The 21,366-nt window shown below is 69.6% G+C and carries 12 protein-coding genes; 7 read left to right on the forward strand and 5 right to left on the reverse strand.

The window, feature by feature from the left end:
• Positions 1-22: 22 nt before the first annotated feature.
• Positions 23-2,308 carry an alpha-xylosidase gene (gene yicI / locus ACWCP8_RS34165; protein WP_451120134.1) on the reverse strand — a complete coding sequence of 762 codons (2,286 nt, stop codon included), beginning with the start codon at positions 2,306-2,308 and terminating at the stop codon, positions 23-25.
• A gap of 61 nt (positions 2,309-2,369) precedes the next feature.
• Positions 2,370-5,258: a glycoside hydrolase family 3 C-terminal domain-containing protein gene (locus ACWCP8_RS34170; RefSeq protein WP_451120136.1), complete on the reverse strand. Its 2,889-nt coding sequence runs from the start codon at positions 5,256-5,258 to the stop codon at positions 2,370-2,372.
• Between the two features lie 488 nt (positions 5,259-5,746).
• Here ACWCP8_RS34170 and ACWCP8_RS34175 point away from each other — a divergent pair, with 488 nt between their 5' ends.
• From ACWCP8_RS34175 to ACWCP8_RS34205, 7 genes are all read left to right on the forward strand, one after another.
• On the forward strand, positions 5,747-7,417 hold the full coding sequence (locus tag ACWCP8_RS34175) for an extracellular solute-binding protein (RefSeq protein WP_451120138.1): 1,671 nt from the start codon (positions 5,747-5,749) through the stop codon (positions 7,415-7,417).
• Positions 7,418-7,519: 102 nt separating this feature from the next.
• The gene (locus ACWCP8_RS34180) at positions 7,520-8,611 is read left to right on the forward strand and encodes an ABC transporter permease (protein ID WP_451120140.1); all 1,092 of its coding nucleotides are present in this window, start codon (positions 7,520-7,522) and stop codon (positions 8,609-8,611) included.
• The gene (locus ACWCP8_RS34185; RefSeq protein WP_352270145.1) at positions 8,608-9,591 is read left to right on the forward strand and encodes a carbohydrate ABC transporter permease; all 984 of its coding nucleotides are present in this window, start codon (positions 8,608-8,610) and stop codon (positions 9,589-9,591) included. Before ACWCP8_RS34180 ends, ACWCP8_RS34185 begins: the two co-directional genes overlap by 4 nt.
• A 76-nt stretch (positions 9,592-9,667) precedes the next feature.
• Positions 9,668-11,938 (forward strand): WD40/YVTN/BNR-like repeat-containing protein, encoded by a 2,271-nt coding sequence (locus tag ACWCP8_RS34190; RefSeq protein ID WP_451120142.1) that lies wholly within the window; start codon positions 9,668-9,670, stop codon positions 11,936-11,938.
• 14 nt (positions 11,939-11,952) lie between these two features.
• Positions 11,953-13,929 (forward strand): beta-galactosidase, encoded by a 1,977-nt coding sequence (locus ACWCP8_RS34195; RefSeq protein ID WP_451120190.1) that lies wholly within the window; start codon positions 11,953-11,955, stop codon positions 13,927-13,929.
• Positions 13,926-16,208 (forward strand): glycosyl hydrolase family 95 catalytic domain-containing protein, encoded by a 2,283-nt coding sequence (locus tag ACWCP8_RS34200; protein WP_451120143.1) that lies wholly within the window; start codon positions 13,926-13,928, stop codon positions 16,206-16,208. Before ACWCP8_RS34195 ends, ACWCP8_RS34200 begins: the two co-directional genes overlap by 4 nt.
• A 29-nt stretch (positions 16,209-16,237) precedes the next feature.
• Positions 16,238-16,945, forward strand: coding sequence for a GH12 family glycosyl hydrolase domain-containing protein (locus ACWCP8_RS34205; protein WP_451120145.1), 708 nt, complete (start codon positions 16,238-16,240; stop codon positions 16,943-16,945).
• A gap of 54 nt (positions 16,946-16,999) precedes the next feature.
• On the opposite strand, the gene ACWCP8_RS34210 is transcribed toward ACWCP8_RS34205, so the two are convergent.
• The 3 genes from ACWCP8_RS34210 to ACWCP8_RS34220 all read right to left on the reverse strand — a co-directional run bounded on the left by ACWCP8_RS34210 (position 17,000) and on the right by ACWCP8_RS34220 (position 21,258).
• The gene (locus ACWCP8_RS34210; protein ID WP_352270150.1) at positions 17,000-18,010 is read right to left on the reverse strand and encodes a LacI family DNA-binding transcriptional regulator; all 1,011 of its coding nucleotides are present in this window, start codon (positions 18,008-18,010) and stop codon (positions 17,000-17,002) included.
• Between the two features lie 699 nt (positions 18,011-18,709).
• Complete coding sequence (locus ACWCP8_RS34215) at positions 18,710-19,963, reverse strand: cytochrome P450 family protein (RefSeq protein WP_451120147.1); 1,254 nt, start codon at positions 19,961-19,963, stop codon at positions 18,710-18,712.
• Positions 19,960-21,258 carry a cytochrome P450 gene (locus ACWCP8_RS34220; RefSeq protein ID WP_356002720.1) on the reverse strand — a complete coding sequence of 433 codons (1,299 nt, stop codon included), beginning with the start codon at positions 21,256-21,258 and terminating at the stop codon, positions 19,960-19,962. The genes ACWCP8_RS34215 and ACWCP8_RS34220 overlap by 4 nt, the downstream gene beginning before the upstream one ends.
• Positions 21,259-21,366: the final 108 nt, after the last annotated feature.

Here is a 21,366-nt window from a genome sequence, read left to right on the forward strand (position 1 = left end):
CGTGCGGACGTCGACGCGGCCCTCAGACCGCCGCCACCTCCACCGTCCCCGCTCCCTGCCCTGTCGCCCCGGTCTCCTCCACGATCACGCGGTACGGACGGTCCGTCCCCTCGGCGGTGACCCGTGTCGAGCCCGAGGCGCTGTCCCGTACGACCCGGAAGGCCGCCGCAGCGGCGCCCGTCAGGTCCACCAAGGTGACAACTGTGTCGGTCGTCGCGGGCGCCGGGCCGAAAGCCCGCAGCGTCAGGCCGTCCAGCCAGTCGCCGTCCGGCCGCTGGTCGTCCGCGCCCCACGGGAGTACCGCGCCGGGGCGGACCAGGAGCGGAAGGCTGTCGAAGCCGTGCGTCTCGTGGCGCCAGGCCGGTCCGGTGACCGTTTCGCCGGTCAGGAGATGGGTCCAGGTGCCTTCGGGTACGTAGTACTCGACCTGGCCGTCCTCCGTGAAGACGGGGGCCACCAGCAGGTCCGGGCCGAGCATGTACTGGCGGTCCAGCATCCGGGTGGTCGGGTCGCCCGGGAACTCCAGCAGCATCGGCCGCATCATCGGGATGCCCGTGCGGTGGGCCTCGGCCGCCACCCCGTACAGGTACGGCATGAGGCGGTGTTTGAGGAGGGTGAACTTCCGGGCCACGTCCACGGCCTCGTCGCCGAACGCCCACGGCACGCGGTACGACACGTTGCCGTGCAGCCGGCTGTGCGAGGAGAGCAGGCCGAAAGCGAGCCACCGCTTGAAGACCGCGGGGTCGGGGGTGCCCTCGAAGCCGCCGATGTCATGGCTCCAGAAGCCGAAGCCGGACAGCGACAGCGACAGACCACCGCGCAGCGACTCCGCCATCGCGGTGAACGAGGCGAAGCAGTCGCCGCCCCAGTGGACCGGGAACTGCTGGCCGCCCGCCGTCGCCGAGCGGGCGAAGAGCACCGCTTCGCCGTGCCCGCGCTCCTTCTCCAGGAGTTCGAAGACGGTCCGGTTGTAGATCTGCGCGTAGTAGTTGTGCATCCGCTCCGGGTCGGAGCCGTCGTGCCAGACGACATCCGTCGGCACCCGCTCGCCGAAGTCCGTCTTGAAGCAGTCGACGCCCTGGTCGAGAAGGACCCGCAACTTGGCGTTGTACCACTCGCGGGCGGCCGGATTGGTGAAGTCGACGAGTGCCATGCCGGGCTGCCACAGGTCCCACTGCCAGATGTCGCCGCCGGGACGGCGCACCAGATAGCCGTGCTCGGCGCCCTCCGCGAAGAGCGGTGACTTCTGAGCGATGTACGGGTTGATCCACATGCTGATGCGCAGTCCGCGTTCCTTGAGCCTGGCCAGCATGCCGACCGGGTCGGGGAAGACGTCCGGGTCCCACTGGAAGTCCGACCACTGGTATTCGCGCATCCAGAAGCAGTCGAAGTGGAAGACCGACAGCGGGATGTCCCGCTCCGCCATGCCGTCGACGAACGAGGTGACGGTCTCCTCGTCGTACGACGTGCAGAACGAGGTGGTCAGCCAGAGGCCGAACGACCAGGCCGGGGGCAGCGCGGGCCGGCCGGTGAGGGCGGTGTAGCGGGCCAGGATGTCCTTCGGCGTCGGCCCGGCGACGATGTAGTACTCCAGCGACTGGTCCTCGACGCTGAACTGCACCTGGCCGACCGACTCCGAGCCGATCTCGAAGGAGACCTTGCCGGGGTGGTTGACGAAGACGCCGTAGCCGCGCGAGGAGAGATAGAACGGGATGTTCTTGTAGGCCAGGTCGCTGCTGGTACCGCCGTCCGCCTGCCAGATGTCGACGGTCTGGCCGTTCTTGACGTACGGGGTGAAGCGCTCACCGAGTCCGTAGACGTTCTCGCCGACGTCCAGGGCGAGTTGGGCGATCATGTGATGGGCACCGTCGGGGGTGGTGGCGAAGGCGGTGCCCTTGCTGTCCACTCCCGTCAGGCGGCGGCCCCGGGCGTCGAGAAACGTCATGCCCCACGGTCCGTCACCGTCCATGCGCAACGTCAGCGGGCCGCTGGTCAGTTCGGTGACCGCGCCGTCCCGGAGAGTGCGGGCGGCGGCGGTCGCGGTGTCGAGTCCGGGGAACTCGAAGTCCGGTCCGTGGTTGACCTTTCCGGCGTGATGGGTGGTGCGTACGCCGATGATCCCTTCGGCCGGGGAGAAGCAATCGACCGTGATGAGAGGGGTGTTGAGGGTGTCGCCGCGCTCTTGGACCTGCTTGACCGCGGCGTAGGCGGTGAACTGTTCGGCGTCGACCCGCAGGTCGCGGATCTCGGTCGCGTAGCAGGCGCGGACGCCCTCTCGCATGAGCCAGAAGCCGTCGGTGAACTTCATGAGGACTCCTTGCCGGGGGCAACTGGACGGAGGTGAGAGTCAGGACGTGGGTACGGCGGGGTCACTCGGTTGCTCCCGTGAAAGCGATCCGGGCCAGACGCACCGTGCCCCGCAGCGTGACCTGTACGTCCCGCACGCCGGAGGCGGTCAGCGGCGTCTCGTGGCTTCGGTAGTCGTAGGGCCCGCCGGTGGCGGGGATGTCGACGGTTGTCGTGCGGCCGTCGACCGTGATCTCCACGGAGCCCTCCCCCACCGCGGACACCTCGACGGTGCGGGTACCGGCCGCGAAGTCGCAGCGGCGGAAGAGGAGCTCGTTTCCGGGGGCGATGGCGGCGACGGCGTCGCCGTCCGTCTTCGTGCGGTCGACGATCTCGGTGCCGAGCTGCTCGTCGTAGTCGGCCGCTTCGAGTCCGTGGTGCAGGACGGGGCGGGGGCCGGACGGTTCGCCGTCGACCGTGACGGCGGTGGTGAGCCTGATGTCCGCGGCGGAGGCTCCGGCCTGGAGTTCGTACGCCCCGGGTTCGACGGTCCAGCGGCTGTGCGCCACGTCCCAATGGCCGAGTTCGGTCACCGGGACAACGAAATCGATACGCTGCCCGGCGCCCGGCGCGAGGTACAGACGCCGGTGGCCGACGAGCTGACGCAGGGGCCGGACGACGGACGGTGCCAGCGCTCGTACGTAGAGCTGGGCGACCTCGTCGGCGGCGACGACGCCCGTGTTGGTGACGGTCACCGACACGCGCAGCCGGTCGCCGTCGCGCTCGGCCGTCAGCCCGGAGTAGGAGAACGTGGTGTACGACAGTCCGTGGCCGAACGGGTAGAGCGGCGTGCCCTCGTAGTAGAGGTACGTCTGCCGTGAGCCGATGATGTCGTAGTCGAGCAGGCCGGGCAGCTCCGCGTCGGAGGTGTACCAGGTCTGCGGGAGCCGGCCCGCCGGGGAGACGTCGCCGCACAGGATCCGGGCGAGCGCGGTCCCGGCTGCCTGGCCGCCGTGCGCGGTCCAGAGCAGGGCGGGGAGTGCGGCCGCCGCGTCGGTGAGTGCGTACGGGTAGGCGGAGGTGACCGCCAGCACGGTGCGCGGGTTCGCGGCGTGCGCGGCGCGCCAGAGGCGTTCCTGGTGGGCGGGCAGGTCGAGGGTGGTGCGGTCCTCGGTCTCGCGGCCGTTGATGTGCGGGTCGTTGCCGACGACGACGATCACGGTGTCGGCGGCCGCGGCCGCGCGGGCGACGGCGTCCTCGCCGCGCTCGACGACCTCGATCTCGAAGACGGTGGCGGCCGGTCCGGTGACCGTCCCGGCGTGTCCGGAAATTTTTTCGTCCGCCCCGGCAACCTTTACGCCGTCGGCGGCAACCGAGACGTACCCACCCGTTCCGATGTGCACAAGGCGGTGCCCCCCGGCGTGACCTTCCACCTTCTCCCAGCGGAATGTCTCCTGGACGATCCAGCCGCCGGGTTCGTCCGCGGACGCGCGTACGTAACCGTCCTCGGCGACGGACAGATAGCGGCCGTCGGGGTCCCGCAGGGTGAGCACACCGTTGCCCCAGTCGACGAGCGCCAGCTCGGACGGGGTGTCGCCGCACGTCAGCGGCGGAAGGTCGGTTCGGCCGGCGAGGAGCGCCGGGTCGAGGGCGCCTTCTGCGCCACGGCCGGTGCCGGCGTCGGCCTCGGCCTCGGCAGGGATCTGCAGCCAGCCCGCCGCGCACTTCAGGCGGACCAGGTCGGCGCCCTCTGCGAAGGTCACCCGGTCCGCGCCGAACCGGTTCCGTACTCCGTCGAGCGGGGTGGACCGGTGGATCAGCGTGCCGCTGTACCAGTCGAGCTTGCAGGCGTCGGCGAGCAGGCCGACGACCGCGATCGTCCCGGGGGCCCCGGGGTCGAGCGGCAGCAGATCGTCGTTCTTCAGCAGGACGACGGCCTGTTCGGCGGCCTCCTGGGCGAGCGCCCGGTGTTCGGCCGTGTCGAAGGCGGTGGTGTCCGCGTACGGGTCGAGGCCGGGGTCGAACTCTCCCAGCGAGTAGCGCAGTTCGAGCAGCCGGCGGACGGCGGTGTCGATGTCGGTCTCGTCGAGGAGGCCCTGCTCCAGTGCGCGGCGGATGCGGCCGGTCATGACGGTGGAGTCCTGGCCGTGGTCGGTGAAGCTGTCGACTCCGGCCTTCAGCGCGGCGGCCGTGGCTTCTTCGTGGGTGTCGAAGTAGTGCTCGGAGTCGACCAGGTTGGACGGTGCCCCGGCGTCGGAGCAGACCACGAGCGACTGCTCGGTCCAGCGTCGCAGCTGCTGGGACAGGAGCGGCGAAACATGGTTGGGCCGCCCGTTGACCAGGTTGTAGGCGGGCATGACGCCTGCCACCGCGCCGGCCCGCACGGCGTCGCGGAACGCCCGGAGGTCGTACTCGTGCAGCACCCTCGGGCGGACCGACGAGGAGGCGGTGTCCCGGTCGGTCTCGTTGTTGTGGGCGAGCCAGTGCTTGAGCACCGGGGCGGTACGCCAGTAGTGCGGGTGGTCGCCGCGCAGTCCCCGGGTGTATGCGACGGCAATGGCGGAGGTCAGGGCGGCGTCCTCCGCGTACCCCTCCTCGCCGCGCCCCCACAGCGGATGGCGCAGCAGATTCACGGTCGGGGCCCAGACGTTGAGGCCGACCCGGTCGTCCTTGGCCCGCTTGGCCCGGACCTCGTTGCCGACTGCCTCGCCGACCCGGCGCACCAGGTCGTCGTTCCAGGTGGCGCCCAGGCCGACGGCCTGCGGGAAGACGGTTGCGGGGCCCATCCAGGCCACACCGTGCAGCCCCTCCTGGCCGGTACGGAAGGCGCCGATCCCGAGCCGGTCGACCGCGGGCGCGAACTGGTGCAGCATCGCAATCCGCTCGTCGAGGGTGAGCCGCTGCAGCAGATCGTCGATGCGTCGGGCGAAGGGCAGTTGCGGGTCGCGGAAGGGCTGCGGTTGTTCCGTCACGTGCGGGTCCCCTTGGAGAGGTGGGAGGTTTTGCGATGTCCGGGCCTGCTGAGGAACGCCCAGGCCTCGGAAGATCCTTCGAAGCGCTTCGATGCTCTGCGTCAACCCTTGCGGATGTCAAGGGTGCAGCCTCGCCATTCACGGTCAACTGGGCTCGATCACGCCGGGAAACGGTTCGGAAACAGGTCGGAGGAATCTGGAAACGGACTCTTGTGCCTCCGGGGCCCTTCACTTAATCTCGCTGCAACATCGAAGCGCTTCGACAGAGTTTCGATGGGGCGCCGGTCGCCCGCAATCTCCTCGATCTCCCGGGACGGTGACACGTTCTGTCACCGTGTCACCTTCTTGTTGAACCGCTTCACCTAGGCCGGTTCAGCCGGTTCCACCGGCCCATCCGGCTCAGCCAGTAACGCCCCACCTCAGACACAGGAGCCGAACGGCGGTCGCCCGCCGCGTGTCGTCCTGGTGCGCCTCGAAGGGTTGACGCAATGACGCCGAATTCCTCCCCCGCCTCCACCGCCCCGAGCCGACGAACCTTCCTCGCTTCCAGCGCCGTCGCAGCGGTCGCCGTGGCCGGCGGAGTACCGCTGCTCGCCGCGTGCGGCGGCGGCTCCGGTTCCGGGAGCAAGGAAGGTACGACGACGGGCAAGGCGCTCAAGAAGGTCCTGCCGAACTACGTCCCGTCGAACCTGGTCCAGCCCGACGTGGCGAGCGTCAACGGTTCGAGCCCCGGCTTCACCGCGCTGCCCGACCCGCTGGTCACCTCGGTGAAGTCCGCGCCGGGCAAGGGTTCCGCGTTCCGGATCATGACTCCGCTGTGGGGCACCGTCCCGAAGAAGAACAACCCGTACTACACGGCCGTGAACAAGGCGGTCGGCGCGACGCTGAACTTCGACCCGCAGGACGGCAACACGTACCAGGACAAGATCGGTGCGGTCCTCGCCGGCTCCGACATCCCGGACGTCGTGACCATCCCCGGCTGGAACATGCAGGGCCAGATCCGCAACGCGATCACCGCCAAGTTCGCCGACCTGAGCCCGTACCTGGCCGGTGACGCGATCAAGAAGTACCCGAACCTGGCGAACATCCCGACCGGCGCCTGGCAGTACTCCGTCTTCGGCGGCAAGCTCCGCGGTCTGCCCATGCCGTCGCCCGTCATCGGCAACGCGATCTTCTACCGCAAGGACCTGATCGGCTCCGGCGCCGTCCCGGGCAGCGCCGCCGACCTGCTGGCCTTCGGCAAGGAGTACACGGACGCGAAGAAGAAGGTCTGGGCCTTCGACGACCTGTGGACCTGCATCCAGAAGATCTTCGGGCTGCTGCCCGACGCCCCGCACTACTGGAAGCTGGAGAACGGCAAGCTCGTCCACAAGATCGAGACACAGGAGTACCGCGAGGCGCTCGCCTTCGCCCGCAAGCTCCACGAAGGCGGTTACGTCCACCCCGACGCCGAAGCCGGCAAGGACGCCGACTCCAAGATCCGCTTCACCGGCGGACACGTCCTGATGTACAACGACGGCACCGGCGGCTGGAAGGGCATGGTCACCGAGCAGGCCGCCGCCAACCCGAAGTTCGACATGCAGGCACTGGACTTCTTCAACCAGGACGGCGGAAAGCCGGTCCTGTGGCAGGACGACCCGGCCGGCATCTTCACCTTCCTCAGCAAGACGCTGCCGAAGGCGAAGATCGAGGAGTTCCTCGGCATCGCCGACTTCGCCGCGGCGCCGTACGGCACCAAGGAGTTCATGCTCACCAACTACGGCGTGCAGGACACCCACTACACGATCAAGGACGGGGTGCCGACCTTCACCCCACAGGGCATCCAGGAGGCCCAGCCCTCCACCTTCCTGTTCCTCGCCTCGCCTCCGCACACCATCGCCTTCCCGGACGAGCCGCAGCTGGTGAAGGACTACGCGGGCTGGATGGCCCGGCAGGCCCCGAACGTCAAGAAGCCGCTCTTCTTCGGCATGCAGATCGTCGAACCGCAGCGGTACGCCTCCCTCTACACACCCTTCGACGACCTGCAGAAGGACATCCGGCGGGGCCGCAAGAAGGTCAGCGACGTCGACGCCGCGGTGACGACGTGGAAGAACAGCGGCGGCGACAAGCTGCGCGCCTGGTACCAGGACATTCTCGAGAAGAACGGCTCCGGCAACTGACGCGTACGGCGGACACGGACCCGTACGTACGACAGCGAGACGGCCGCCGGGCGCAGGGACGCCCGGCGGCCAGAGCGGAGAGCACGACATGGGGAGCACACGGTGAAGCCACGGGCCACGGTTGCGACCGAAACGGACCGAGCGGCCGACCGGGCGACGGGCCCGATCGGCGACGGCGGGAGCGGGGACAGCAGGAGCGCGGACAGCAACAGCACCGCAGGCGACAGGGACACCAGCAGGAAGACCCGGGCCGCGACCAGGACTCGACCGGCGGCGGGCGGCATCACCTGGCGCCTGCGTCTGCGCCGGGACCGCACGCTGGTCTTGATGACGCTGCCCGCCATCGCCCTGCTGCTGATCTTCAACTACATCCCGCTGCTCGGAAACATCGTGGCCTTCCAGGACTACGACGTGTACGACCTGGGCATCACCGGCAGCCCCTTCGTCGGCTTCGACAACTTCACCCGGATCTTCGAGGACTACCGCTTCTGGCAGGTCCTCATCAACACGCTGGTCATCTTCCTGACCCAGCTGCTCCTCTTCTTCCCCATCCCGATCGCCATCGCCCTGCTGCTCAACACGATCATGAGTGCGCGGGTACGGGCCTGGGTTCAGGCCGTCGTCTATCTGCCGCACTTCTTCTCCTGGGTGCTCGTCGTCACCGTCTTCCAGCAGATGTTCGGCGGGGCCGGCCTGGTCGCGCAGTGGCTGCGCGAACACGGCCATGAGGGCTTCGACCTGATGACCAATGCGAGCTTCTTCAAGTTCCTGGTCACCGCACAGGCCGTGTGGAAGGACGCCGGGTGGGGCGTGATCGTCTTCCTCGCGGCGCTCGCCGCCGTCAACACCGACCTGTACGAGGCGGCGGCCGTCGACGGTGCGGGGCGCTGGCGCCGCATGTGGCACGTCACGCTGCCCGCGCTGCGTCCGGTCATCGCCCTGCTGCTCGTTCTTCGGGTCGGCAGTGCGCTCAACCTCGACTTCGAGCAGATCCTGCTCCAGCGCGACCAGGTGGGTCCGGGCGCTTCCGAAATCCTCGACACCTACATCTGGTGGACGGGCATCAAGACCGGCGACTTCGGCTACGCGGCCGCCGCAGGAATCTTCAAGGGACTGTTCAGCGTCGCCATGGTGCTGGGTGCGAACAAGGTCGCTCACATGCTGGGCGAGCAGGGGGTGTACTCCAAGAAATGACGACTCTCCTGGAAACGGACAAGGGCAACGGCCGGACGGAGCAACCCTCCACGGCACCCAAGGAGTCACCGCTCCAGCGCGCGCTGCGGATCGAGCCCCGCCCGGTGTGGGAGGAAGAGCCCACCAAGGCAGGTCTCGCCTTCAAGGGCTTCGGTCTCGTCACGATCTGCGCGATCGTGCTCGTACCTCTGTGGGTCGTGGTCGTCACCAGCCTCTCCGACACCAAGACGATCAACGACGCGGGAGGTCTGGTCGTCTGGCCGAGGACCATCACCTTCGTCGCGTACAAGGAACTGCTCGGCGGCGGCGCCGTCACCCGGGCCGCCCTGGTGAGCGTCGGCCTGACCCTCGTCGGTACGGCGTTCAGCATGGTCATCTCGGTGCTCTGCGCGTACGGGCTGAGCCGCCGGGACTCCTTCGCGCACAGCAAACTGCTGATGACGCTGATGGCGACGATGTTCTTCGGCGCCGGGCTCATCCCCACCTATCTGCTGGTCACCGGCATCGGACTGGGCAACAGTTACTGGTCGATGATCCTGCCCAGCGCGATCAGCGTCTTCAACATCCTGGTGCTGCGCGGCTTCTTCATGGACACCGCGCCCGAACTGATCGACGCGGCCCGGATCGACGGCGCGGGCGAGTGGCGGATCCTGCTGCAGATCGTCATGCCACTGTCGCGAGCGGTGATCGCCGTGATCTCACTGTTCTACGCGGTCGGCTACTGGAGCCAGTGGTTCAACGCGATGCTCTACATCCAGGACAGCGACAAGTACCCGCTCCAGATGATCCTGCGCCAGCTCGTCCTCCAGCACCAGGTGCCGCCGGGCGCCATGGGCGCGGCGGTCAGCAGCGGGGCGATCAACAGTCTCGCCGTGCAGATGGCGGTCATGGTGCTGGCGCTGATCCCGGTCGCGGTGCTGTCGCCGTTCGTCCAGAAGCACTTCCAGAAGGGCATGCTCACCGGCGCCGTGAAGGGCTGACACGCACCACCCGCTCCGGTCCCCACCGCTTCCTTCGCTCTCTCCCTCTCCTTTCCTCCACCGGAAGGTGTTCGCCATGCGCGCTTCGTCCGCGCCCACGCCCAGTCGTCGCACCGTGCTGGCGGGAGCAGCTGTCGCGGCTGCGGCCGTTGCTCTGCCGGTCGCGGCTCCGGCTGCCGCCCACGCGGCGAGCCGGCGGACGCCCCATGGAGCGCAGGGGGCCCAGGCCCACCGCTGGCGCACGGCGGCGATCGGCGGCACCGGCTTCGTCACCGGTCTGCTGTTCCACCCGTCCGTCAAGGGACTGGCCTACGCCCGTACCGACATCGGCGGTGCCTACCGCTGGGACGACACGCAGTCCCGCTGGACCGCGCTCACGGACCAGCTGGGCTGGGACGACTGGAACCTGCTGGGCGTCGAGGCGCTGGCCGTCGACCGGGCCCACCCCGACCGGCTGTATCTCGCGCTCGGTACGTATGCCCAGTCGTGGGCCGGACCCGGTGCGGTGCTGCGGTCCGAGGACCGGGGAGCGACCTGGGCCCGTACGGATCTGACGGTGCGGCTCGGGGCGAACGAGGACGGCCGGGGCGCCGGCGAACGGCTGCTCGTCGACCCGTGCGACAGTGAGCAGCTCTGGCTCGGCACCCGCCACGACGGGCTGCTGCGCTCCACGGACCGGGGTGCCACCTGGTCGTCGGCCGACTTCCCTGCCACACCGTCGGCGAACGGCCAGGGCATCATGTTCCTCGTCGCCGCGGGTCGCACGGTGTACGCGGGCTGGGGCGACGGCGGTACGCCTCTCTACCGTACGAACACCTCCGGCGGCTGGGAGGCGGTGCCCGGTCAGCCATCCGGCGGTGTCGCGGCGTCGAAGGTACCGATCCGGGCGACGTACGACACCAACACCCATGCTCTGTACGTCACTTACGCGGACGCACCGGGCCCCAACGGGCAGTCCGACGGCTCGGTGCACCGCCTCGACACGGTCACGGGCAGCTGGACGGACGTCACTCCGGTGGCGCCGAACACCGGCGCCGGGGACGGCTTCGGGTACGGCGGGGTCGCCGTCGATGCCGGGCGGGCCGGCACGGTGGTCGTCACCACCAACAACCGGTGGGCGCAGATCGACACCCTGTTCCGGTCCACCGACGGCGGCGCCACCTGGACGTCGCTGAAGGACACGGCGGTCCTCGATGTGTCGGAGACGCCGTATCTGCGCTGGGACGGGGACGCGGCCAAGTTCGGCTGGTGGATCCAGGCCGTTGCCATCGACCCGTACGACTCGCGGCACATCGTGTTCGGCACGGGCGCCACGATCTTCGGGACCCGCGATCTCGTCCACTGGGCGCCTCAGATCCGCGGCCTGGAGGAGTCCGCGGTGAGGTTCCTCATCGCCCCGCCGACGGACGGTGCCCGACTGCTCAGCGGACTGGGCGACATCGGCGTGATGTACCACGAGTCGCTGACCGCGTCCCCGTCCCGCGGCATGGCATCGAACCCGGTCTTCGGTACCGCCACCGGTCTCGCGCTGGCCGCGCTCAAGCCGTCGTACGTCGTACGGACGGGCTGGCCGTCCGGTTCGAGTGCGGCAGGCGCCCACTCCGACGACGGCGGCAGCAGCTGGCAGCCGTTCGCCGCCCAGCCGGCGATCGCGGCATCGGCTCCCGGTCCGGTCGCGGTCGGGGCGGACGGGGCGACTCTGCTCTGGTCGTTCATCCACTGGGACGGCACGAAGTATCCGGCCCATCGCTCCACGGACAACGGCGCGACCTGGTCCGAGGTGACCACGTTCCCCAAGGGCGGCACACCGCTGGCCGATCCGCTCGACCCGACGCGGTTCTATGTGTACGACACGGACACCGGGGCGGTGTTCCGCTCCACCGACTCCGGCGCGACCTTCACCCAAGGCGCTACTCAGCTCCCCTCCGGTGACGTCCAGTTCAAGCTTGCTGCCGCCCCCGGCCGCAGCGGTGACCTGTGGCTGTCGGCGAAGGACAACGGACTGTTCCGGTCCACGGACGGCGGACTGACCTTCAGCGCCGTGGCGGGCTGCCAGGCCTCGCACGCGCTGGGCTTCGGCGCAGCCGCGCCGGCCGGCCCCAGGAAGTCCGGCCGCCGGGTCCGCGACTCCTACCCGGCGATTTTCCAGACCGGGCGGGTCTCCGCCACCTTCGACGGGGTGGCGGTGCTGCGCTCGGACGATGCCGGCGCCACCTGGGTCCGGATCAACGACGACAGCCACCAGTGGGGCTGGACCGGCGAAGTGATCACCGGCGACCCCCGCATCCACGGCCGTGTCTACCTGGGCACCAACGGCCGCGGCATCCAGTACGCAGACCCGGAATGAGGAACGAGAAGTCCATGCCGTCCCTGCGCGACGCAGCCCGTGGCCGCATCCTCTTCGGCGGCGACTACAACCCCGAGCAGTGGCCAGAGGAGGTGTGGGAGGACGACGTACGGCTGATGAAGGACGCCGGGGTCAACTCCGTCACCCTCGGGGTGTTCTCCTGGGCGAAGATCGAACCACGTCCAGGGGCACGGGAATTCGGCTGGCTGGACGGTCTGATGGATCTGATGCATACCCATGGCATCGGGGTCGTGCTCGCCACACCGACCGCGTCCCCGCCGCCGTGGATGGGGGCGGAGCACCCGGAGACGCTGCCGCGCGGCGAGGACGGCTCGGTCGTCTGGTACGGATCGCGGCAGCAGTTCTGCGCGAGTTCGCCGGTCTACCGGCGTTACGCGGCGTCCCTCACCGAGGACCTGGCAGCGCGGTACGCCGATCACCCGGCGCTGACCGTGTGGCACATCAACAACGAGTACTGCACGCACTGCTGGTGCGACGGGACCGCCGCGCACTTCCGCCGGTGGCTGCGCGGCCGCTACGGCACCATCGAGGCGCTCAACGAGGCCTGGGGAACGGCGTTCTGGAGCCAGCGCTACGACACATGGGAGCAGATCCTGCCCCCGCGCAAGGCGCAGTACATGAAGAACCCGACGCAGGTGCTGGACTTCAAGCGGTTCACGTCCGACGCGCTGATGGAGTGCTACCTGGCCGAGCGCGACATCGTCGCCCGGCACACCCCTCATATCCCGGTGACCACCAACTTCATGCCGTTGTGGTCGGGGCAGGACGCCTGGGCGTGGTCGGCCCAGGAGGACATTGTCTCCGTCGACATCTATCCGGACCCGAAGGACCCGCAGGGCGCCCAGTACAACGCGATGCTCGCCGACATGACGCGCTCCCAGGCGGCCGGACCGTGGATGCTGATGGAACAGGCGGCGGGACCGGTGAACTGGCGGGGCGTGAACCATCCCAAGCCGACCGGCCTCAACCGGCTCTGGTCGCTCCAGTCGGTGGCGCGCGGCGCCGATGCCGTCTGCTACTTCCAGTGGCGGCAGTCCCGTCAGGGCGCGGAGAAGTTCCACTCCGGGATGGTCACGCACGCGGGCGAGAACGGCCGCACGTTCCGGGAGGTCAAGCAGCTCGGCGTCGAACTGGCCACGATCGGGGCGGCGGTGAGCGGTGCGGACGTACCGGCCGAGGTGGCGATCCTGCACGACTGGGACTCCTGGTGGGCGGGCGCCCAGGAGGGCAGGCCGTCCAAGCTCCTCGACTACACGGAGATCGTGCAGAGCTGGCACCGGGCCCTGTGGGAGTCCGGTATCTGCACCGAGTTCACCCGTCCGGAGGCCGACTTGAGCCGGTTCCGGATGGTGGTCGTGCCCCAGCTCTACCTGCTGACGGATGCCGCGATCGACAACCTGGTCGCCTATGTACGGGGCGGCGGGACGCTGGTCTGCGGCTTCTTCAGCGGGATCGCCGACGCGGACGACCGGATCAGGCCGGGCGGAATGGATGTGCGGCTGCGTGAACTGTGCGGCATCCGTACGCTCCACGAGTGGTGGCCGCTCGACGCGGACACCACGGTGGAGTGCGACGGCTTCCGGGCCTCGGTCTGGTCGGAGGAGCTCGAAGCGGATCCGGGTGCGCAGGTCGTCTCCGCGTACCAGGGCGGCGAGCTCGACGGGCTGCCCGCCGTGGTGCGCAACGACCGCGCGTACTACGTATCGACGCTGCCCGAACCGGAGGCGCTGCGCGCTCTGCTCGGCCGGGTGGCGGCCGAGGCGGGGGCGGGGCCGGTGCTGGCCGGGCTGCCCGAGGGTGTGGAGGCGGTCCGCCGCGGCGATCTGCTGTTCCTGCTGCATCACGGCCGGGGCAGCGTCACCGTGCCGGTACCTGGTGCGCAGGTGGATCTGCTGACCGGCGCGGCGGTCAACGGCAGTGTGGAGCTGGGCCGTTACGGCGTGGCCGTGCTACGCGGCGCAACCCTGTGACCGCCGCCGATACGACGGCCGGCGCCCCGGGCCGCGACGGCACGTGGGAGCCACGCCCCGCGGCCCGCTGGGAGGACGCCTTCCTCGGGGGCAACGGCCGGCACGGAGCCATGGTGTACGGAGATCCGGCCGACGACCGGGTCATCGTCAACCATCACACCCTCGTCCGCCCCAACGGCAGCGAGCACGCCCGCCCGCCCCAGCTCGCAGACCGGCTGGAGCACCTCCAGGACGCGCTTCTCGCCGGGGACACGACGGCGGCCGAGCAGTTCGGGGCGGAACACCCGCTGCTGTGGGTCCAGCCGTTCCACCCCGCTCTCCAGACCCGGGTCCGCCGCCTGCCGTCGCCCGTCGAGCGTCGCACGGGGACGGCCGGTTACCGCCGCTCCGTCGACTTCGCCACCGGTGAGATCTGCGCGTCGCACGAGGACTGGCGGAGCCGGGTCTTCGTCTCACGGGCCGACGACGTCATCGTCCAGTGCATCACCGGGTTCGGACTCACCACGGAGTTCACCCTGGACCACGCACTGCCGGGTGCACCGCCGCGTCTCGCCATCGGCCGCAGCACCGCACTGACGGCCGACGGCGCCCGGCTGGCCCTGCGGGCCGGCTACCCGGACAGCGATCTCGCCTACACGGGCGTCACCGTGGCCCGGGTGGACCGCGGATCCGTGACCGTGTCGGGCGAGGGTATCCGCATCGACGGCGCGCGGACTCTGCTGCTGCTGACCCGGGTGCGGCGTCATACGGGCGACCTGGACCTCGCCGAGGAGTGGGGAGCCCTGCCGTACGCCGACTACGAGACGCTGCTCGCCCGGCATCAGCCCCTGCATCGCACCGCCTACGAGCGCGCCGCCCTCACCCTGCACGCCGAGGCGAGCGAACGCGCCATGCCGGGAAGCGAGTTGATACGCCACTCCGAGAGCCCCGCGCTCCTGGAGCGGCTGTTCGCAGCGGGCCGGTACCATCTGCTCTCCGCCGCCGGGGCGCTCCCGCCACGGCTGACCGGTCTCTGGACGGGCGACTGGGACACCGCCTGGTCCGGTGCGTTCACCACCAACGCCAATCTCAATCTCCAGATCGCGTCGGCCGCCGCGGCGGCGCTGCCGGAGGTGTCCGAAGCCCATGCCGGTCTGGTCCGCGGCCAGCTGGCCGACTGGCGGGACAACGCCCGCGCGATCTTCGGCACCCGGGGCATCGTCGCCCCGACCCACACGGACGGCGAGTCCGGCCACACCCGCCACTTCCAGCGCGCCTATCCGCTGCACCTGTGGACCGCTGGTGCGGACTGGCTGCTGCATCCCCTTCTGGAGCACGCCGAGACCACCGGCGTCACGGACCCCTGGCTGACCGATGCGCTCACCGAAGTGGCGGAGTTCTACGAGGACTTCCTCACCCGGCACGCCTCGGACGGCACCCTCGCCGTCGTCCCTTCGTACTCACCGGAGAACCGTCCGGCCAACGCAAGCTGGGGGACGATCAACGCCACCATGGACATCGCGGCGGCCCGTCACGCCCTGACCACCGCCGCCGGACACTCCCCCGGCCACCCGGCCGCGGACCGCTGGCGCGCCCTTGCCGACCGGCTCCCCCGGTACCGCGTCAGCGAGGACGGGGCGCTCGCCGAATGGGCCTGGCCGGGCCTGCAGGAGACGTACGACCACCGGCACCTCAGCCACCTCTACCCGGTGTGGCCGCTGGGTGCGATCAACCCGTACGACACCCCGGAGCTCGCGGACGCCGCACACCGCGCACTGGAGCTGCGCGGTGCGGAGAACGACTCCGCCCATGGCCATCTGCACCACGCGCTGATCGCTGCACGGCTGCGGGACGAGGCGCGGGTCTCCAACTCGCTGAGCGCGGTACTGGCAGGCGACTTCTTCCACAACTCGCTGATGAGCGCCCACTACCCGTCCCGCGATGTCTACAACGCGGACGCCGCCCATGCACTGCCCGCGGTGGTCATCGAGATGCTCGTCCAGTCGACACCGGACCGGCTGGTCCTACTGCCTGCGCTCCCCGCGGCGTATCCGTCCGGCGAACTGCACGGTGTGCGGACCCGGTTCGGTGCCCACCTGGATCTGGCCTGGTCGGCCGGGAACGCCACAGCGGTCCTGCACCCCACCCGTGACGCACGCGTCGGCGTACACGCGGGTGAACGACTCGCCCTCACCGAAGTCGCAACGCACAGCTCCGCCGAGACCTCCGCCGGAACTCCCGTCGCCCTGCTGGACCTGACGGCCGGCGTGGACCGCGTCCTCACTATGAGGCCGCGGTAGCGCATCCCCCCACCATGGAAGGGACGACCATGGCACGACGCACTCTCAGCAGGTTCGTACTGGCACCGGCAGCCGCAGTGGCAGCCCTGATCGGCTTCGCCGCCGCCCCCGCCCAGGCCGCGGTCTGGTGGTCGACGGACCAGTGGGGCAACTACACCACCTCCGACGGCTACACCCTCTACAACAACATCTGGGGTTCCGGCGCGGGTGCCCAAACCATCTGGGTCAACTCCTCCAGCAACTGGGGCGTGTGGGCCGACCACCCGAACACCGGCGGCATCAAGTCGTACCCCAACGCCAAGAAGGTCGTCGGCAAGTCCATCACCTCGATGGCGTCGCTCAAAAGCAGCTACAACGTCACCGTCCCCTCGTCCGGTGCCTACAACACGTCGTACGACATCTGGGACACCGACTACGACTACGAGGTGATGCTCTGGGTCAACTACAACGGTGCGGTGGGCGCACTCGGCACCTCCCAGGGAACGGTGACGCTCGGCGGCCACACCTGGAACGTCTACAAGGGTGACAACGGCGCCAACCAGGTGTTCTCGTTCCTGCGGACCTCGGACTCCACCTCGGGCACGGTGGACGTCCTGCCGATCCTGAAGTGGATCAAGGACACCAAGGGCTGGTGGGGCAACGAGACCATCGGTGACGTCCAGTTCGGCTACGAGATCACCTCGTCGTCCGGCGGCCTGGACTTCAGGACGAACAGCTTCAGCGTCTCGTCGAGCTGACCCGCACAGGAAGGAGCCGGCCCCTCGCGGGGCCGGCTCGTTCGCTGCGTGACGTCAACCCACAGGCGCGGGACCGCTGCTCGCCCGCACCGTCAACTCCGGTGCCAGCAGCTCGACTTCGTCCGTGCCGCGGCCGGCGAGCTTCGCGACGACCTGCTCGACGGCGCGCCGCCCCATCTCCTGTGCCGGTATGGCGACCGAGGTGAGCCGCACGGAAGCCTCGGAGGCAAGCTGCTGGGGACAGATGGCGACGACCGACACGTCCTCGGGCACCGCACGCCCCTGCTGGCGCAGCAGATTGAGCAGCGGCTCGACCGCCGACTCGTTCTGCACGATGAACCCGGTGGTGCCCGGCCGCTCGTCGAAGATCCGGGCCAGCGTCCGCTCCATCGCCGCGTACCCGCCCTCGCAGGGCCGGTGCAGCACCCGCACCCCGGCCTGCTGCGCCTTCGCCCGCACGCCGTCCATCGTCCGCTCGGCAAACCCGGTGTGCCGCTCGTACACCGCGGCCGCCTCGCCGATCACCGCGATCTCGCGGTGGCCGAACCCGGCGAGGTGCTCCACGCAGAGCGCCCCGGTCGCCTCGAAGTCGAGGTCCACGCAGGTCAGCCCATCGGTCTCGGCAGGCAGACCGATCAGCACGGCGATCCGGTCGTTCTCCAGGAGCAGCGGCAGGCGTTCGTCGTGCAGCTCCACATCCATCAGGATCATGGCATCGGCGAGCGAACTGCCCGCGATCCGCCGAACGGCCGCCGGGCCTTCCTCCCCGGTCAGCAGCAGGACGTCATAGCCATGCGCACGAGCGGTGGTGGCGACGGCGATGGCGATCTCCATCATCACGGGCACATACATGTCGGTGCGCAGCGGCACCATGAGTGCGATGATGTTGGACCGACTACTGGCGAGCGCGCGGGCTCCGGCGTTGGGGTGGTATCCGAGTTGCTGAATACTTCGCTCCACCCGCTCCCGGGTGGACATGGAGATGGACCGCTTCCCACTGAGGACGTAGCTCACCGTGCTCGCGGAGACTCCGGCATGCTGGGCGACCTCGGCAAGGGTGACCATTCGGCTCTCCATCACAGGACGACGGCGGATTCCGGCACACACTCTGACACGTACCGACAGTTTTGGCGAAGCGCTTCGATTCCGACTTACCCGCCTGCGACATGCACGTACAGTTCGAGCCTAGACTGACTCGCACAGCGAGTCCAGAGGTTTTGTCGAAGCGCTTCGACACAACCGGACACAGATCGGCCCAGGAGGCCGGGTCCGCCCGGCGATGAGGACGGACGCCGGGACTCCCCGCGGAGCAGCGGGGCTCCTTCGACCGCACCACCCCGCTCGCGGACCAAGCCGCCCGGGCGGCGCCCGACGAGGCCCCAGCGGCCGTCGCCTGCTGGGGTGACAGGCACGTCGGCCTCACCGAGCGGCTCGCCGAGGACTTCGGGGTCCGGGGCATCGGCACGGCGGCCGCGGCCGTCAGCACGGACAGGGTGGCACAGCGCCGCGCGATGGAGCCGTACGGGCTGAACCCGGTCTGGCCGTCGGGTACGACTCCCGACGCCCTCCGGGCGGCCGTCGACACCCTCGGCGTGTCGGGAAGCCCCTTGTCGTCACCGAGGACCCGGCGGAGCTGCCGGCGGCCGTGGCGGACGTACGGAAGCTGATCCCCTGACGGGCCTCAGCCGCCGCCGGTGGGCGCCCTCGCCTGCCAAAAGGAGCGGGCCGGCGGCACCATGTCGAAGCCGCGGCCCCCGTCCTCACTCATCCGTTCAGCAGCACCGGGAAGGCCTCCATATCGTTCTGCGTCATCACCGGCAGCTTGCGGATCTCCTCGTCCGGCACGGCAAGCCGCAGCCCGGGAAAGCGCCCGAACAGCGCAGGCAGCGCGATCCCGGCCTCCACCCGCGAGAGTGCCGCTCCCGGGCAGATGTGCGGGCCGTGGCCGAAGGTCATGTGGCGGATCGGGGTCGGCCGCGTGATGTCGAAGGCGTCGGCGTCCGGTCCGTGCTGCTCGACGTCACGGCCGATGACCCGGTAGGAGATGACGACCCCCTCCCCCTTGGCAATCACGTTGTCGCCGACCTGAATGTCCTCCGTGGCGAACCGCATCAGCAGATGCGTGGTGGGGGTGTCCCAGCGCAGCGTCTCCTCGATCACCGTCTCCCACGGGATCTCGCCGTCGAGGACCTTGCGCAGCTGGTCGGGGTGGGCGAGCAGGGCCCGTACCGCATTGAGGATCAGCCCGATGGTGGTCTCGTGCCCCGCCGCCACCATGGCCTTGAGATTGCCGACCACCTCTTCCTCGGTGAGCGGGTCCCCGCCCTCCTCGGCAAGGATGAGCGCACTGGTGAGATCGTCCGTCGGCCGAGCTGTCTTCTCGCGGACGAGTCCGGCGTAGAAGACGTCCAGCTCGGCGAGCAGGGCCATCCGTTCCTCGTGCGGGGTGAGCATGGAGAAGAAGGCTTTGTACTTCTTCGTCAGCATGGCGTGCTGGGACTCTTCGACACCCATCAGCATGCCGACCACCCGCATCGGCAGCGGCTGCGCGAACACGGACTTGAGGTCGACCACGCCGTCCTTGCCCTGTTCGGCCAGAGCGTCCAGCAGCTCCTCGGTGAACTTCTCGATGTCCGGTCGTATCGCTTCGAGGCGGCGGGGTGTGATCGCCTGGGAGGTCTTGGTGCGCAGCCGCCGATGCTCCTCGCCGTCCACGGTGAACATGGAGCGCCCGGCATCGATCATGCCGATCAGCGGCCAGGCGTGGGTCACCGCTCCGCTCTGCCAGAGCCCCCACGCGTCGAGGTCCTTCACCAGGCGTGGGTCGACAAGCAGTTGGCGGGCCTCGGCGTGCCGGGTGACGGTCCAGGCCGGCACACCCAGCAGCTCGATCCTGGCGAGCGGTCCGGCGTCGCGCAGCCGCGCCGTCTCACCGTCCAGGTCCTGGACCATGGGGTCGATGACCACGGTCCCGCCGGCCTGGGCGGCCTCGTGGGCAGCGGCGTGAGGGCAGTTCACGAGAAGTCTCCTGTCGTACGTACGGGGCTGAACCGGACGGGCAGCGATTCCATCCCACGCAGGAAGGCGGACCGCCGCCGGACGAGTGTCTGCGCGGGAACCGCCAGGGCGAGATCGGGCAGCCGGTCGAGGAGCACCTCGATCCCGGTACGGGCGATGGTCTCGGCGATCTCCTGGGCGGGGAACGGGCAGCGGTACTCGCCGTAACTGAAAGCCAGATGTGCGCTGTTGCCGCTCTGGCCGGACGGGTGGCCGGTGGAGAGATGCTGCCGTACATGCGGATCGGAGTTGGCCGCGCCCAGGCCGAGCAGCAGCATGTCCCCGGCCCGGATCGACCGGCCGGCGAGCCGGGTGTCCCGGGCCGCCCAGCGGCCGGCGAGGATCTGGGTCGGGCTCTCCTCCCAGAGGACCTCGTTCATCGCTTCGGCGACACTGTGCCGGCCGCCGGAAAGGGAGTCGGCGAACTGGTCGTCGGTGAGCATCAGCCGCAGGGAGTTACTGATCCAGTCGGCGGTGGTCAGATGCCCGGCGGCGGTAATGGCCATCAGGTCGAGGACGAACTCCTCCTCGGTGAACGGCTCGTGGTACGCAAGCATCCGCGAGGTCACATCGTCCCCGGGCACCGCCCGCTTGGCCGCGACCAGCCGCTGCATGTGCTCGCCGAACCTCGCATACGCGCTCTGCGCCTCGGGCCCGCCGTCGGCCAGGTCCTTCAGCACCCGGGCGATGTCCGCCCCTTCCGCGTCGGGGAAGCCGACGAGCCGGGCGAGGACCAGCACGGGCAGCGGCTCGGCGAAATCCGCGACCAGATCGGCCGTGCCGCGCGTGCAGATGCCGTCGATGATCCCGTCCGCCAACTCCTCGCAGTGGCGCCGGATTTCGAAGGGGTCCGCGCCCTCCAGGGCGGCGCCCACCATTTCGGCGTGGCGGCGGTGCTCGGCGCCCGCGGTGAAGTAGATCGACGGCATCGGGCGCCCGACCATCGGGAGCAGCGGCCAGTCCTCGGGGATGTGCTCCCACTGGTTCCAGAGCCCGACGTCCCGGGGGAACAACTCGCCGTCGCTGGTGACCTGGTGGAGTTCCCGGTAGCCGATGATCAGCCAGGCGGGGAACCCGCCGGGCAGCTCGACGGGCACGACGGGGCCGTGATCGCGCCGCATGGTGCGGTAGAGGGTCTGGGGCTCGGTATGGAACTCGGGGCCGCTGAGGGGCACTGCGCCCGCGCCGTGCTGAACGGGGCAGCCACCGCCCAGTGGTTCCGCGGGCGTGGGATCGGCGGTTGAGGGGCGCGTCATCGAGCTGACTCCTTCGGCGGCGACTCGCGTTGCGTACCCATGATCAACGCGGCACCACTATAGGGATACGGAGTGAAACTTCCGATGCCAATCGCGATCATTCTCTCC

Source organism: Streptomyces sp. NPDC002206 (assembly GCF_053593595.1).

What these genes read in the sequence shown, in the direction of transcription:
- ACWCP8_RS34210 (WP_352270150.1), bottom strand. Translation starts at nt 18,010, where the DNA reads ATGGTCACCCTTGCCGAGGTCGCCCAGCATGCCGGAGTCTCCGCGAGC.
- ACWCP8_RS34205 (WP_451120145.1), top strand. Translation starts at nt 16,238, where the DNA reads ATGGCACGACGCACTCTCAGCAGGTTCGTACTGGCACCGGCAGCCGCA.
- ACWCP8_RS34220 (WP_356002720.1), bottom strand. Translation starts at nt 21,258, where the DNA reads ATGACGCGCCCCTCAACCGCCGATCCCACGCCCGCGGAACCACTGGGC.
- yicI (WP_451120134.1), bottom strand. Translation starts at nt 2,308, where the DNA reads ATGAAGTTCACCGACGGCTTCTGGCTCATGCGAGAGGGCGTCCGCGCC.
- ACWCP8_RS34195 (WP_451120190.1), top strand. Translation starts at nt 11,953, where the DNA reads ATGCCGTCCCTGCGCGACGCAGCCCGTGGCCGCATCCTCTTCGGCGGC.
- ACWCP8_RS34185 (WP_352270145.1), top strand. Translation starts at nt 8,608, where the DNA reads ATGACGACTCTCCTGGAAACGGACAAGGGCAACGGCCGGACGGAGCAA.
- ACWCP8_RS34175 (WP_451120138.1), top strand. Translation starts at nt 5,747, where the DNA reads ATGACGCCGAATTCCTCCCCCGCCTCCACCGCCCCGAGCCGACGAACC.
- ACWCP8_RS34190 (WP_451120142.1), top strand. Translation starts at nt 9,668, where the DNA reads ATGCGCGCTTCGTCCGCGCCCACGCCCAGTCGTCGCACCGTGCTGGCG.